14 protein-coding genes are annotated in these 15,366 nt (G+C 70.1%); all 14 read left to right on the top strand.

Translation table 11 applies throughout. The features are described from left to right. Positions 1-1,153 (top strand): dihydroxyacetone kinase (locus ACN675_RS23135; protein ID WP_420753065.1); only part of this gene is annotated, 1,153 nt, incomplete at its 5' end. 41 nt (positions 1,154-1,194) lie between these two features. Beyond that, positions 1,195-3,528, top strand: coding sequence for an ATP-dependent DNA helicase RecG (gene recG / locus ACN675_RS23130; protein WP_420753064.1), 2,334 nt, complete (start codon positions 1,195-1,197; stop codon positions 3,526-3,528). Between the two features lie 216 nt (positions 3,529-3,744). Beyond that, positions 3,745-7,146, top strand: a complete 3,402-nt coding sequence (locus tag ACN675_RS23125) for a pyruvate carboxylase (RefSeq protein ID WP_420753063.1) — start codon at positions 3,745-3,747, stop codon at positions 7,144-7,146. Next, entirely contained in the window at positions 7,143-7,709 is a 567-nt protein-coding gene (gene rsmD / locus ACN675_RS23120; protein WP_420753062.1) for a 16S rRNA (guanine(966)-N(2))-methyltransferase RsmD, read from the top strand. The genes ACN675_RS23125 and rsmD overlap by 4 nt, the downstream gene beginning before the upstream one ends. Next, on the top strand, positions 7,706-8,197 hold the full coding sequence (gene coaD / locus ACN675_RS23115; protein ID WP_197256156.1) for a pantetheine-phosphate adenylyltransferase: 492 nt from the start codon (positions 7,706-7,708) through the stop codon (positions 8,195-8,197). The genes rsmD and coaD overlap by 4 nt, the downstream gene beginning before the upstream one ends. Positions 8,198-8,350: 153 nt before the next feature. Next, a complete protein-coding gene (locus tag ACN675_RS23110) occupies positions 8,351-9,109 on the top strand; it encodes a DivIVA domain-containing protein (protein ID WP_420753061.1) in 759 nt (252 codons plus the stop codon). Between the two features lie 107 nt (positions 9,110-9,216). Further along, positions 9,217-9,831, top strand: a complete 615-nt coding sequence (locus tag ACN675_RS23105; protein WP_420753066.1) for a YceD family protein — start codon at positions 9,217-9,219, stop codon at positions 9,829-9,831. 2 nt (positions 9,832-9,833) lie between these two features. Continuing rightward, positions 9,834-10,016: a 50S ribosomal protein L32 gene (gene rpmF / locus ACN675_RS23100; protein ID WP_003939052.1), complete on the top strand. Its 183-nt coding sequence runs from the start codon at positions 9,834-9,836 to the stop codon at positions 10,014-10,016. Positions 10,017-10,044: 28 nt separating this feature from the next. Next, on the top strand, positions 10,045-10,818 hold the full coding sequence (gene rnc / locus ACN675_RS23095; protein WP_420753060.1) for a ribonuclease III: 774 nt from the start codon (positions 10,045-10,047) through the stop codon (positions 10,816-10,818). Between the two features lie 6 nt (positions 10,819-10,824). Beyond that, positions 10,825-11,691, top strand: a complete 867-nt coding sequence (mutM, locus tag ACN675_RS23090) for a bifunctional DNA-formamidopyrimidine glycosylase/DNA-(apurinic or apyrimidinic site) lyase (RefSeq protein ID WP_420753059.1) — start codon at positions 10,825-10,827, stop codon at positions 11,689-11,691. Positions 11,692-11,849: 158 nt separating this feature from the next. Then, complete coding sequence (locus ACN675_RS23085) at positions 11,850-12,287, top strand: OsmC family protein (RefSeq protein WP_420753058.1); 438 nt, start codon at positions 11,850-11,852, stop codon at positions 12,285-12,287. A gap of 33 nt (positions 12,288-12,320) precedes the next feature. Further along, positions 12,321-13,238 (top strand): SMP-30/gluconolactonase/LRE family protein, encoded by a 918-nt coding sequence (locus tag ACN675_RS23080; RefSeq protein WP_420753057.1) that lies wholly within the window; start codon positions 12,321-12,323, stop codon positions 13,236-13,238. A 17-nt stretch (positions 13,239-13,255) separates the two neighbouring features. Next, positions 13,256-13,549, top strand: coding sequence for an acylphosphatase (locus tag ACN675_RS23075; protein ID WP_420753056.1), 294 nt, complete (start codon positions 13,256-13,258; stop codon positions 13,547-13,549). Positions 13,550-13,571: 22 nt separating this feature from the next. Beyond that, the coding region (locus ACN675_RS23070; protein WP_420753055.1) for an AAA family ATPase at positions 13,572-15,366 on the top strand (1,795 nt) is incomplete at its 3' end.

Below are 15,366 nucleotides of genomic sequence, written 5' to 3'. Positions count from 1 at the left end.
GCTGCAGCGCACCGTCACGCAGCTCGACGTCCTCGCCGAGGCCGGTGTCGTCGATGCCGGCGGCCTCGGCCTGCTCATCCTGCTCGACGTGTTCGTCGAGGTGGTGACCGGGGAACGGCCCGACCGCCGCCTCAGCCTCACCACCCGGCCCGTTCCGCCGGTGCGTTCCGCGGGGCGCCCGGACGCCACTCGGCAGGAGCTCTCGACCGCGGACGACGACACCGTGCAGGACTACGAGGTCATGTACTTCGTGGGCGACACCGACGACGAGCGGATGGAAGCGCTGCGGACGCGGCTCGACGCTCTCGGCAACTCCGTCGCGGTGGTCGGTGACGGCGCCGGCACCTGGTCCGTGCACGTGCACTGCTGCGACGCCGGGGCGGCGGTCGAGGCGGGGCTGGCGGCGGGGACCGTCCATCGCATCGAGATCACCTGTTTCGCGCTCGACGCGGTGCGCCGGGACAACTGCGGCGGGCACGGGCAACCTCCGGCCTCGCCGGGCCGGGCCGTGCTCGCCGTCGTGGAGGGTGACGGCGCCGCCGAGCTGTTCGAGGCCGAAGGGGCCGTCGTCGTCCGGGCCGACCGCCCGATGACCATTCCCGGAGTGCTCGACGCGATCCGCGCGGTCGACGCCCCCGAGGTGCTGGTGCTGCCCAACGGTTCGCTCAGCGAGCAGAACCTCATCGCCGTCGGGGCGGCGACCCGCGACGACCATCGGTCGGTGATGTTCCTGCCGAGCTGGTCGATGGTGCAGGGGCTCGCGTCCCTCGCCGTGCACGACGCCGGACGGGACTCGGTCGACGACGCGTTCACAATGACCGAGGCCGCCGCGACGACCCGCTGGGGCTCGCTGCGCATCGCGCAGGAACGTGCCCTGACCTGGGTGGGAACGTGCGAGCCCGGCGACAGCCTCGGTTTGTCCGGCCACGATGTCGTAGTCATCGAGCATGATCTGGTGGCAGCGGGCGCGTCGCTTCTCGACAAGGTCCTCGCCGCGGGTGGAGAACTCGTGACGATGCTGGTCGGTTCCGGCGCTCCCGAGGGCCTCGCCGAACAGCTGACCGCCCACCTCGACGCGCACCATCCCGAGGTGGAGGTCGTGGTGTATCACGGGGGACAGGGCAGCGACCTGCTGCAACTCGGCGTCGAGTAGGCGCCGAACCGGGTAGAAGCGGACACGGCGAAAGGACGGCAGTGGCGACACTCGCGGACCGACTCGATCATCTTCTCGGACGCAAGACCGCCGACGCCCTGTTCGACGCGTTCGGCATGTCCACCGTCGAGGACCTGATGCGCCACTACCCGCACCGCTACGCGACCCAGGGCGCCGAACTCGGCGACGCGCAGCCGGAGGAAGGCCAGCACGTCACGATCATCGCGCGGGTCGAGAAGGCCGACGAGGTGCGGATGAAGAGCCGGCCCGGCACGCGTCTCGCGGTGGTGCTGGTTTCGGACCGGCAGAAGATCGACGTGACGTTCTTCAACCCGCACAAGGTCAAATACAACATCAAGCCCGGCGTGCGCGGCATGTTCTCGGGAACCGTGAAGTACTTCCGGGACAAGTGGAGCCTGGCCCATCCCAGCTACGTCATCCTTCCCGAACCGCGTGACGCGGAGGTCGGGGGAACGACACCCGCGCCGACCCGGGTCCGCGGTGCGGGCGCGCTGGCCGGGATGGCCCGCAGCGCGCAGGGCAGCGACGGCATCGACATGTCGATCTTCGATCGGGCGCTGATCCCGATGTACCCGGCGACCCGCGACGTCGAGTCGTGGACGGTGATGCGCTGTGTGCGGCAGATCCTCGACCAGCTCGAGGTCGTCGACGACCCGCTGCCGGACTGGGTGCGCCGCGAGCACGGCTTGGTCGGCCTGGACGAGGCGCTGCGCACCATTCATCTGCCCGACACGAAGGATCAGGTGACCGCCGCGCGGGCGCGGTTGCGTTTCGACGAAGCCACCGCGCTGCAACTGGTGCTTGCGCGCCGCCGGCACGACGTCGCCGTGCGCACCGCGCCGATCTGCGCGCGCCGCGACGACGGCATCGCCGCCGAATTCGACCGGCGCTTGCCCTTCGAGCTGACCACCGGTCAGCTCGCCGTCGCCGAGGAGATCGCCGCCGACCTGTCGGTGGCGCACCCGATGAACCGGCTGCTGCAGGGCGAGGTCGGTTCCGGCAAGACCATCGTGGCGTTGCGGGCGATGCTGCAGGTCGTCGACTCCGGACACCAGTGCGCGCTGCTCGCGCCGACGGAGGTGCTCGCCGCGCAGCACGCGCGGTCGCTGACCTCGATGCTCGGGGACCTGGCCGCCGCCGGTGAGCTCGGCGCCCACGAACTCGCGACCAAGGTGACGCTGGTGACCGGCTCGATGTCCGCGGCCCGCAAACGTCAGGCGCTGCTGGACACCGTCAACGGCGACGCCGGCATCGTCATCGGCACCCACGCGCTGATCCAGCAGGGCGTGGAGTTCTTCGACCTGGGCCTCGTCGTCATCGACGAACAGCATCGCTTCGGGGTCGAACAGCGGGACGCACTGCGCAACCGCGGCCGTGACGGTGCGAGCCCGCACGTGCTGGTGATGACCGCGACCCCGATTCCGCGGACGATCGCGATGACCGTCCTCGGCGACCTCGAGGTCTCGACCCTGACGGAACTGCCGCGCGGGCGCTCACCGATCGTGAGCCGGGTCGTGCCGGCGAAGGTGCATCCGGGCTGGGTCGGCCGCGCGTGGGAGAGGATCGGCGAGGAGGTCGCGGAGGGGCGGCAGGCCTACGTCGTGTGCTCCCGGATCGGGGACGGCGATGCGGACGAGGACGCCGACGCCGACTTCTTCGTTCTCGAGGACGCGGAACCGGCCCGCGGTACGAAGGGTCGCGGTGGAAAGGGCAAGGCGGCGAAGGCCGGTGCCGAACCACCGGACACGAAGTCGGTGCTGCAGCAGTACGAGGAGCTGTCCACCGGCCCGCTGAGTCACCTGCGCGTCGGGTTGCTGCACGGCCGGTTGCCCGCCGACGAGAAGGACGCGGTGATGCGCGACTTCGGCGCCGGGAAGATCGACGTGCTGGTGTGCACGACCGTCGTCGAGGTCGGTGTGGACGTGCCCAACGCGACGGTGATGGTGATCGTCGACGCCGACCGGTTCGGGGTCAGTCAGCTGCATCAGCTGCGCGGTCGCGTCGGGCGAGGCGGGCATCAAGGGCTGTGCCTGCTCGTCACCGACAGCCGCCCGGGATCGCAGGCGATGATGCGGCTCGACGCGGTGGCCGGCACCACCGACGGGTTCGCGCTGGCACAGCTCGATCTGCAGCAACGTCGCGAGGGCGACGTGCTCGGGGTCGCGCAGTCCGGCACGGCGTCGACGCTGCGGCTCCTCTCCCTCGTCGACGACGTGGAGGTCATCGCCGCCGCCCAGGCGTTCGCGCGGGCGATCACCGACGAGGATCCGGGCCTGGACGGGCATCCCGGACTCGCGCGGATGGTCACCGCGGCCCTGGACAGCACGCGGGTCGAATACCTCGAGAAGTCCTGAGCCGCGCGGCCCGGCGGAACACCCCCGGGCGAGGTAACGTTCCGCGCACAGCAGGTGCGATCCGGCTGTGAGGTAAAAACGGGCGCACCCTCCGTATTACCTGCGGGTTACCACTTCCCGGAACTGCATCGTTTCAGTCTTGCCACATTCGTCCCACATCCCAGAATGTGGGACGGGGGTGAAAATCGGCATGTTGCGGCAAGGTACGTTCGTCCAATGTTCTCGAAAGTGCTTGTCGCCAACCGTGGCGAGATCGCGATCCGCGCCTTCCGTGCCGCCTACGAACTGGGTGCCGGGACCGTCGCGGTGTTTCCCTACGAAGACCGCAAGTCGCTGCATCGGCTGAAGGCGGACGAGTCGTACCAGATCGGTGTCGAGGGACATCCCGTCCGCGCCTACCTGTCGGTCGAAGAGATCGTCTCGGCCGCGAAGTCCGCGGGCGTGGACGCGATCTACCCGGGCTACGGATTCCTGTCCGAGAATCCGGACCTCGCCGCAGCCTGCGCGGAAGCCGGCATCACCTTCATCGGCCCGCCCGCCGAGGTGCTGGAACTGACCGGCAACAAGGCCCGCGCGATCGCCGCCGCCAAGGCGGCCGGTCTGCCGGTCCTCGCCTCGTCCGAGCCGTCGTCCGACGTCGAGGCGCTGCTCGCCGCCGCCGAGGACATGGAGTTCCCGGTGTTCGTCAAGGCCGTCGCCGGTGGTGGCGGACGCGGCATGCGCCGCGTCGCCGAGCGCAGCCAGCTGCGCGAAGCGATCGAAGCCGCCTCGCGCGAGGCCGACGCCGCGTTCGGTGATCCGACGGTGTTCCTCGAGCAGGCCGTCGTCGACCCGCGCCACATCGAGGTCCAGATTCTCGCCGACAAGCACGGCAACGTGATGCACCTGTTCGAGCGGGACTGCTCGGTGCAGCGCCGGCACCAGAAGGTCGTCGAACTCGCCCCGGCACCGAACCTGCCGGAGGAGCTGCGACAGAAGATCTGCGCGGACGCGGTCGCGTTCGCGAAGGAGATCGGCTACGAGTGCGCCGGCACCGTCGAGTTCCTGCTCGACAAGCAGGGCCGCCACGTGTTCATCGAGATGAACCCGCGCATCCAGGTCGAGCACACGGTGACCGAGGAGATCACCGACGTCGACCTCGTTCAGGCGCAGATGCGCATCGCCTTCGGTGAATCCCTGTCGGATCTGGGCCTGTCGCAGGACACCGTCACGATCCGCGGCGCCGCGCTGCAGTGCCGCATCACCACCGAGGACCCGGCCAACGGTTTCCGGCCCGACACCGGCCGCATCACCGGCTACCGCACGCCCGGAGGCGCCGGTATCCGCCTCGACGGCGGCACCTCGGTCGGTGCCGAGGTCTCGGCACACTTCGACTCGATGCTCGTCAAGCTCACCTGCCGCGGCCGCAACCTCGAGGCCGCAGTGGCGCGGGCCCGGCGCGCGGTCGCCGAGTTCCGCATCCGCGGTGTCGCCACGAACATCCCGTTCCTGCAGGCGGTGCTCGACGATCCGGACTTCCGGGCCGGCAACGTGACCACCTCGTTCATCGAGGAGCGTCCGCAGCTGCTGACGCTGCGTTCCTCCGCGGACCGCGGCACCAAGATCCTGCGGTACCTCGCGGACGTGACGGTCAACAAGCCGCACGGCCAGCGCCCCACCACGGTCTACCCGCACGACAAGCTCCCCGTGATCGACCTGAGCACCGAGCCGCCGGCCGGTTCGCGGCAGCGGCTGCTCGAACTCGGTCCCGAAGGCTTCGCCCGTGCGCTGCGCGAGCAGAAGGCACTCGGCGTCACCGACACCACCTTCCGCGACGCCCACCAGTCGCTGCTCGCCACCCGCGTGCGCAGCAAGGACCTGCTCACCGTCGCCGGGCATGTCGCGCGGATGACCCCGGAACTGCTGTCCATCGAGGCGTGGGGCGGTGCCACCTACGACGTGGCGCTGCGCTTCCTGCACGAGGACCCGTGGGAGCGGCTCGCGGCGCTGCGTGAGGCGATCCCGAACATCAACCTGCAGATGCTGCTGCGCGGTCGCAACACCGTCGGCTACACGCCGTACCCGGAGGCGGTGACCCGGGCGTTCGTGCAGGAGGCGGCGAGCACCGGCATCGACATCTTCCGGATCTTCGACGCCCTCAACAACGTCGACCAGATGCGACCGGCGATCGACGCGGTCCGCGAGACCGGTACCACGATCGCCGAGGTCGCGCTGTCCTACACCGGCGACCTGTCGAACCCGAACGAGACGCTCTACACGCTCGACTACTACCTGAAGCTGGCCGAGCAGATCGTCGAGGCCGGCGCGCACGTGCTGGCGATCAAGGACATGGCCGGGCTGCTGCGCGCCCCCGCCGCCGCGACCCTCGTCTCGGCGCTGCGCAGCAACTTCGACCTGCCGGTGCACGTGCACACCCACGACACCCCGGGCGGTCAGCTCGCCACCTACCTGGCGGCGTGGCAGGCGGGTGCGGACGCGGTCGACGGCGCGTCGGCGGCACTGGCCGGTACCACCAGCCAGCCGGCGCTGTCCGCGATCGTCGCGGCCGCAGCGAACAGCGAGTACGACACCGGCCTGGACCTGCAGGCCGTGTGCGATCTCGAGCCGTACTGGGAGGCGCTGCGGAAGGTGTACGCGCCGTTCGAGTCCGGGCTCCCCGCCCCGACCGGCCGCGTCTACACGCACGAGATCCCGGGTGGTCAGCTGTCGAACCTGCGCCAGCAGGCCATCGCGTTGGGGCTGGGCGACCGCTTCGAGGACGTCGAGGCCGCCTACGCCGGCGCCGACCGGCTCCTGGGCCGGCTGATCAAGGTCACCCCGTCGTCGAAGGTCGTCGGCGACCTCGCGCTGCACCTCGTCGGTGCCGGTGTGTCCGTCGACGACTTCGCAGCCGATCCGGGCCGCTTCGACATCCCGGATTCGGTCGTCGGATTCCTGCGCGGCGAACTCGGCACCCCCGCCGGGGGCTGGCCCGAGCCGTTCCGCAGCAAGGCCTTGGCCGGCCGCGGCGAACCGAAGGCCGAAGCGCAGCTCGCGACGGAGGACGAGAAGGCACTGGGCGGCAGCTCGCTCGAGCGTCGCAGCACCCTCAACCGGCTGCTGTTCCCGGCGCCGACCCGCGAGTTCGAAGAACACCGCGACGCCTACGGCGACACCTCCGAACTGTCGGCGAACCAGTTCTTCTACGGCCTTCGCCAGGGTGAGGAACACCGCGTCAAGCTCGACAAGGGCGTCGAACTGCTCATCGGCCTCGAGGCGATCTCGGACGCCGACGAGCGCGGCTTCCGGACCGTGATGTGCATCCTCAACGGGCAGTTGCGTCCGGTCTCCGTGCGCGACCGGTCCATCGCCAGCGAGGTCCCGGCGGCGGAGAAGGCCGACCGGAACAACCCCGGTCACGTGGCCGCGCCGTTCGCCGGCACCGTCACCCTCGTCGTCGGTGAGGGCGACAAGGTCGCCGCGGGTGACACCGTCGCCACGATCGAGGCCATGAAGATGGAAGCGGCGATCACCGCGCCGCGGGGTGGTCAGATCACCCGCCTCGCGATCGGTGGTGTCCAGCAGGTCGAGGGTGGCGATCTGCTGGTGGTGGTGTCCACCGAGGAAAGCGCCGAGTGACACGGATCGTCGCGGGCCGGGCCGGGGGGCGGCGCCTGAAGGTGCCGCCCCGCGGTACCCGGCCCACCTCCGAACGTGTCCGCGAGGCACTGTTCAGTTCGCTCGATGCGCGGATGGACCTGGACGGGGCCGCGGTACTGGACCTCTACGCGGGATCCGGTGCCCTCGGTCTCGAGGCCCTGTCACGGGGCGCCGCGCACGTGCTGCTCGTCGAGTCCGACACCAAGGCCGCGGCCGTGGTCCGGCAGAACATCGCCGAGGTCGGGCTGCCCGGTGCCGTGCTGCGCGCGGCACCGGTGTCGACCGTGCTGGCCGGCACCCCGGACCGCGTCTACGACCTCGTGCTGGCGGATCCGCCGTACGCGATCGACGAGGACGCCGTGTCCCGGGTGCTGACCGCTCTCGTCGACGGCGGGTGGGTCGGGGACGGTTCGGTGGTCGTGCTCGAACGCTCCTCGCGGTCACCGGAAACGGTGTGGCCGGAAGCCCTCGAGGCGGGACGCGTCCGCAAGTACGGGGAGACCCGGATCGAGGTCGCCACCTGCTACGGTTCTGAATCATGAGCAGCGCCGTCTGTCCTGGATCCTTCGACCCTGTCACCAACGGACATCTCGACGTCATCAGCCGAACCGCACTGCAGTTCGACGAGGTCGTCGTCACCGTGTTGGTCAACCCGAACAAGCAGGGCATGTTCACCGTGCCCGAGCGCCTCGAGATGCTCGCCGAGGCCACCTCGCATCTCGGCAACGTCCGCGTCGATGCCTGGCAGGGACTGCTCGTCGACTACGCGAAGGCCAACGGCATCACCGCGATCGTCAAGGGTCTGCGCGGCGCCAACGACTTCGACTACGAGCTGCAGATGGCGCAGATGAACCACAAGCTCACCGGCGTCGACACCCTGTTCGTCGCAACCAATCCCGCGTACAGCTACCTGTCGAGCTCGCTCGTCAAGGAGGTGGCGACCTACGGCGGCGACGTCGCGGACATGCTGCCGGCGACGGTGCACAAGCGGCTGCTCGCGCGGATCGCCGAACGGGCCGCGGGCAAGTAGCCCAGGTCACGTTCGCCGGATAACGGTTTCGACAACACGGGCACCGGGTTCGCCGACACGCCCCCGAGGGTCGCGCCGCACCGCGCGACCTGCGGCAGACTGGCAGCTGGCCGCGGCCGCACCGGCCGGACCGGACGAGGAATGGGGTTGGGCGTGTATCGGGTTTTCGAGGCACTCGACGAACTTGTCGCGATCGTCGAGGAAGCACGTGGTGTGCCGATGACCGTGAGTTGCGTGGTCCCGCGAGGGGATGTTCTCGAACTCCTCGACGACGTACGGGACGCGCTGCCCAGCGAGCTGGACGACGCGCAGGACGTCCTCGACCACCGTGACCGTCTGGTCGGCGACGCGCGGGCCCTGGCGGACAAGACCGTCGGCGACGCCGACGAAGAGGCGCGGGAACTGCTCGAGCGGGCCCGGGCGGACGCCGACCGCATGCTCGCCGACGCGAAGGCCCAGGCCGACCGGATGGTGCAGGAGGCGCGGGCACACGCCGACGAACTGGTCCACGACGCGCGCGCCGAAGCCGAGGACACCGTGGCCGAGGCCAAGCGGCAGTACGAGGCCCTCACCAGCCGGGCCCGGGCCGAGGCGGACCGCATGATCGAGTCCGGGAAGGCGTCCTACGAGCGGGCCGTCGCGGACGGTGAAGCCGAGCAGGCACGGCTGGTGTCCCAGACCGAGGTCGTGCAGGCGGCCCATGCCGAATCGGCCCGGGTGATCGACAGTGCCCACGCCGAGTCGGACCGGCTGCGCACCGAATGCGACGAGTATGTCGACGGCAAACTCGCCGATTTCGAGGAGATCCTCAACACGACACTGCGCTCGGTCGGGCGAGGCCGGCAGCAGTTGCGCACCGCCGGGGCTCCGGACTACGCGGAGGCGGACTGGCGCGCCGAACGCCGCCGCTGAACTCGCGCACCGGGCGGATTTCCCTGTGGCACGCCGCGTCGCGTACCATTGGGGGGTTGCCCAGTACAACTGACGGCTTCGTGCCGTCGATCCGAAAGCGAGTTGCCGTGTCTTCCCGTCATCACAGTGCGTCTCGTCCCGCCCGGGACGAGGGTCTTGTGCTGGACGTGATCTCTCTCGGCCGCCGCCCGGGCTCGATGCGAACGGTGAGCCGGGTCGTCCCGTCGCCCTCGCGTATCGGTCTCGACCTCGTCGCGATCGAACAGGGCACGGATGTGGAACTCGATCTGCGGCTCGAGGCGGTCTCGGAGGGCGTGCTCGTGACGGGCACCGTCCGCGCCGAGACCGTCGGCGAGTGCTCGCGGTGCCTCGAGCCGTTCACCGGCTCGGTGGACCTGTATCTCACGGAGCTGTTCGCCTACCCGAACAGCGTCACGGAACAGACCACCGAGGAGGACGAGGTCTACCGGATGGTGGACGACGAGATCGACCTGGAGCCGGTCATCGTCGACGCCGTCGGACTGGAGCTTCCGCTGCGGCCGTTGTGTAGCGACGACTGCGCGGGACTGTGCCCGGAATGCGGCATTCGCCTGGCGATTGCGGAATCCGGGCACGGGCATGAAATAATCGATCCTCGCTGGGCTGGGTTGGCAGCTGCCATCGGCGCAGGATCCGAAGAACCCAGCAGTGCACCTGACAGCAAGAACAACGAGGAGAAGTAGACGTGGCCGTCCCCAAGCGCAGAATGTCGCGTTCCAACACCCGGTCGCGGCGCAGCCAGTGGAACACCACTGCGCCGACCCTCGTCACCTGCCCGAACCGTGGCTGTGGCGAGAAGAAGCTGCCTCACGTGGCGTGCCCGTCGTGCGGCACGTACAACGGCCGTCAGGTGACCGCTGCCGTCTGATTCGGTAGGCATCGTGGCGAACAAGTCGATGAATACACCGTCCGTGGGCGGCGAGGAGGATCACGCATCTCTCCTCGCCGCCCTCGGCGTGACACTGGACCCCGAACTGCTGAGGCTGGCGCTCACGCACCGGTCGTACGCCTACGAGAACGGGGGACTGCCGACCAACGAGCGCCTCGAGTTCCTCGGCGACGCGGTTCTCGGCCTCACCGTCACGGAAAAGCTCTATCTCACGCATCCGGACCGGTCCGAGGGCGAACTCGCCAAGATCCGCGCGAGCGTGGTGAACATGCACGCGCTCGCGGAGGTCGCCCGTGGCCTCGGCGAGGGTGGTCTCGGTGTGCACCTGCTGCTGGGCAAGGGTGAGGAACTGACCGGCGGCCGCGACAAGGCCAGCATTCTCGCCGACGGCATGGAATCTCTGCTCGGCGCAGTCCATCTCGAACACGGCATCGACGTCGCGCGCGGCGTCGTGCTCCGGTTGTTCGCCGATCTCCTCGAGCGCGGTCCGCGGCTCGGAGCCGGACTGGACTGGAAGACCAGCCTGCAGGAACTCACCGCCGAACGCGGCGTGGGTGTCCCCGTCTACGAGATCTCCGCGACGGGCCCGGACCACGACAAGGAATTCACGGCGACGGTGCTCGTCGCCGGTTCCGCGCTCGGCGTCGGCGTGGGCCGCACCAAGAAGGAAGCCGAGCAGAAGGCGGCGGCCACGGCGTGGCAGGCGCTGACCGACGGCGCGACCTCCGATGCCGGCGACACGGTCGCCGGGAACGACGAGACCGACACCGAACAGAACTGATCCGCGGTGCCCGAACTCCCCGAGGTCGAGGTGGTCCGCCGTGGCCTGCACGAGCATGTGCTCGGTGCGGCGATCGAATCCGTGCAGGTGCTGCATCCGCGCGCGGTCCGGCGGCACGAACCCGGCCCGCGCGACCTCGCGCTCCAGTTGACCGGGCAGACGCTCGTCGACGTGCAGCGACGCGGCAAGTATCTCTGGCTGGTGCTCGAGCCCGCCGACATGGCGCTCGTCGTGCATCTGGGCATGAGCGGTCAGATGCTCGTGCAACCACCGTCCGTCGCCGACGAGAAGCACCTGCGCATCCGCGCCGTGCTGGACAACGGCGCGGATCTGCGGTTCGTGGACCAGCGGACCTTCGGCGGCTGGGCGCTCGCCCCGCTCGTGGAGGTCGACGGCGACCTGCTGCCGGTGCCGGTGGCGCACATCGCCCGCGACCCGATGGATCCCCGATTCGACGCCGACGCGGTCGTGAAGGTCCTGCGGGGCAAGCACACCGAGATCAAGCGCGCGTTGCTCGACCAGACCGTCGTCTCCGGCGTCGGCAACATCTATGCGGACGAATCCTTGTGGCGCGCAAAGCTTCACGGAAACCGGATCACCGACACGTTGTCGCGGCCCAAGCTGAAGGCAGTGCTCGCGGCGGCACGTGAGGTCATGGGAGAGGCACTCGCGCAGGGCGGTACCTCTTTCGACGCGCTCTACGTCAACGTCAACGGTGAATCCGGCTACTTCGACCGCTCCCTCGACGTGTACGGCCAGGAGAACCGGCCGTGCACGCGGTGCGGCGCCGCGATCCGCCGCGAGAAGTTCATGAACCGCTCGTCCTACAGTTGCCCGGTGTGCCAGCCCCGGCCGCGTGCCCGTCGCCCCTGACGGACCGCATTGCCCTGTGCCACAAGGCGGAATCGGTCCCTCGGCGGAAGTGTCGGTCCCGAGGACGATTCCGTCGGTCGCCGGTGTCGGCATCGCCGAGCGGACCCCGGCGATCCTCGGTGAAAACGTCGTCGGGGTGCCGTGGCAGGATTCGAACCATGGCTGACCAGACTCCCGACACCCCGCCCACCGAACTGTGGGTCGAGCGCACCGGCACCCGCCGCTACACGGGACGCAGCTCGCGCGGCGCCGAAGTGCTCATCGGCTCCGAGACCGTCGAGGGTGTTTTCACCCCCGGTGAGCTGCTGAAGATCGCGCTCGCCGCCTGCTCCGGCATGAGCTCGGACTTCCCGCTCTCGCGTCGGCTCGGCGACGACTACGACGCCACCATCAAGGTCTCCGGTCCCGCGGACCGGGAGAACGAGGTGTACCCCCACCTCGAGGAGGAGATGATCCTCGACCTGTCCGAACTCGACGCCGACGCGCAGCAGCGACTGCTCACCCTGGTCGAGCGGTCCGTCGACAAGGTGTGCACCGTCGGCCGTACCCTCAAGTCCGGTACGAAGGTGAGCCTGACGATCACCGCGGACGCGTGATCGGCCGCAGGCAGTAGCTCGGAGGGGGATTCGATGGGGAAGAACACGATGCAGATCGCGGTCGGGGCCGCGGCCGCGACCGTCCTGGGAATGGTCGCGGTGCCGACGGCGACCGCCGAACCGGCAGCCTGCGCACCGCGCACCGTCACCACGGTGACGTCCGGACTCGGGGTGCTCGAGAATCTGGCATTCGACGGACGCGGTGGGCTGCTCGTCTCCGACGGGACTCTCACCGGCGACGGCGCGCTGCGGCGTGTGGCACCCGACGGCACGGTCGACACGGTCCTGGACGACGTCACCGGGCCGGGCGGCATCGTCGTCGACGGCGACACCGCCTACCTGAACGTCGGCAACACCACCGCGGCCGGGCTCGACGACACGCCCGACGGCACCATCGACGCCGTCGACCTGGACACCGGCGAGCGCCGCACCGTCGCGACCGGACTGGTCATGCCGAACGGTCTCGGCATGCTGCCCGACGGCTCGTTCCTCACGTCGCGCGACCTGGGCGCGGTGGGCCTGTCCCACGTTCCTGCCGGAGGCGGCGAGGGCACCGTGCTGCGCACCGACCTCGGCTCCGTCAACGGCATCGAGGTCGACGACGACACCGTCTACACCGTCACCACATTCGAAGGGGTCAACCGGCTGCACGTCCTCGACGCCACCGACCTCACCGGGCCGGTCCGCAGCATCGACCTGCCCGGCCCCGGCCTGCTGCAGGTACCGGACGACCTGACGCTCGGGCCGGACGGCGCGTTGTACGTCGCGTTGAACCTGGCCGGCGCGATCCTGCGCGTCGACCCGGAGACCGGGGACACCTGCCGTGTCGCCGAGGGTATCCCGCTCGTCTCGTCCGTCGCGTTCGGCGCCGGACCGGGCTGGGATCCGAACACCATCTACACCACCGGATTCGACGGCACCGTCCGCGCGGCAGCCCCCGCGGGCGGATAGAGGAAGAGGAGGCAACCGTGACCACCCCTGCATCCGGCTCGGCCGAACGTCTGACCGCGTGGGTGCACGGACGCGTGCAGGGTGTGGGCTTCCGGTGGTTCACCCGGGCCCGGGCCCTCGAACTCGGTCTCGTCGGGCACGCCACCAACCACCCGGACGGCCGGGTGCTCGTCATCGCGGAAGGAACGCGTCCCGCACTCGAACGACTCCTCGCGTGGCTCCGTTCCGGGCAAACCCCCGGCGAGGTGCGGCTCGTCGTCGAATCGTGGGAACCGGCACGTGGAGATCTGACCGGATTCGTCGAGCGGTAGCGCGCGGGTAGGGTTTTTCCTCATGTATTTGAAGAGTCTGACGCTCAAGGGCTTCAAGTCCTTCGCGTCCGCGACGACTCTGCGTTTCGAACCCGGCATCACCTGCGTCGTCGGACCCAACGGCTCCGGGAAGTCGAACGTGGTCGATGCCCTGACCTGGGTGATGGGGGAGCAGGGCGCCAAGGCGCTGCGCGGCGGCAAGATGCAGGACGTCATCTTCGCCGGCACCGCCGGACGCCCGCCGCTGGGCCGCGCCGAGGTCACCTTGACCATCGACAACAGCGACGGCGCGCTGCCCATCGAATACTCCGAGGTGTCCGTCACCCGCCGCATGTTCCGCGACGGTGCCGGCGAGTACGAGATCAACGGCACCTCGTGCCGCCTCATGGACGTGCAGGAACTGCTCTCCGACTCGGGCATCGGCCGCGAGATGCACGTCATCGTCGGGCAGGGCCGGCTCTCCGCGATTCTCGAGTCGCGTCCCGAGGACCGGCGTGCCTTCATCGAGGAGGCGGCCGGGGTCCTCAAGCATCGCCGCCGCAAGGAGAAGGCGGTCCGCAAGCTCGACGCGATGCAGGCGAACCTCGCGCGCCTGACCGACCTGACCGCGGAGCTGCGCCGCCAGCTCAAACCGCTCGGACGGCAGGCCGAGGTCGCGCGGCGTGCCCAGACCATCCAGGCGGACCTGCGCGACGCGCGGCTCCGGCTGGCCGCCGACGATCTGGTCACCCGGCGTGCCGAGTTCGCCGGACAGGACGAGCAGGAACGCATCGTCCGCGAACGCCTCGACCACGTCCTGGCCGCGTTGGACGAGGCGAACGCGGAACTCGCCCGGCACGAGCAGGCCGTGGCGCGCCTGACCCCGGGTGCCGAAGCGGCCTCCCAGACCTGGTTCCGGCTGTCTGCGCTCGCCGAACGGCTCGGCGCGACCGTGCGCATCGCCCAGGAACGGGCCCGCCACCTCGACGAGGCCCCGGTCGCGCGGTCCGGACAGGACCCCGACGAGATGGAGGCACGCGCCGACCGCATCGCCGAAGAGGAGGCCGAACTCCTCGAGGCCGTCGAGATCGCCCACGGCACCCTCGAGGCCGCCCGGGAACAGCTCGCCGTACAGGAGGAGGCGGCCGCCACCGCGGAACGAGCGCATCTGGCCGCGGTGCGTGCCGTCGCCGACCGTCGCGAAGGCCTCGCCCGGTTGTCCGGCCAGGTCGACACGATGCGCACCCGCGCCGAATCGATCGACGCCGAGGTCGCGCGGCTGACCGTCGCCATCGAGGAGGCCCGGCTGCGCGGCGTTGCGGCGCAGGCCGAGTTCGAGACCGCGCAGGCCCGCATCGACGATCTCGACGCCGGGGAGGTCGACGCCGACGCCCAGCACGAGCGCGCGCTCGAAGCGCTGCGCATCGCCGACGAACGCGTCAAGGAACTGCAGGACGCCGAGCGTGCTGCCGGTAAGGAGGTCGCGTCCCTCGGCGCGCGCATCGAAGCACTGTCGATGGGCCTCGAACGCAAGGACGGCGCCGCCTGGCTCCTCGAACACCGACCCGACGCGGGTCTGCTCGGGCCGCTGGCGGAGCGGCTGCAGGTGGAACCCGGCTACGAGACCGCGGTCGCCGCGGCGCTCGGTCCGGCTGCCGACGCGGTCGCCGCCGAGTCGATCCAGTCCGCCCTCGCCGCGGTCGACGCTCTCGATGCCGCCGATCAGGGTCGTGTCGCACTCGTCGCCGCCGGGGGTGCCGCACCCGAGGACGGCGGGGATCTGCCGGCCGGTGCGCGGTGGGCACGCGACGTCGTCTCCTGTCCCGCGGACCTGCGCG

It is taken from the genome of Rhodococcus sp. O3 (assembly GCF_048897285.1).
In the GTDB taxonomy this organism is placed as follows: domain Bacteria; phylum Actinomycetota; class Actinomycetes; order Mycobacteriales; family Mycobacteriaceae; genus Rhodococcus.
Note: the sequence above shows the minus strand (reverse complement) of the source record. Positions and strands in the feature narration are given on the sequence as shown.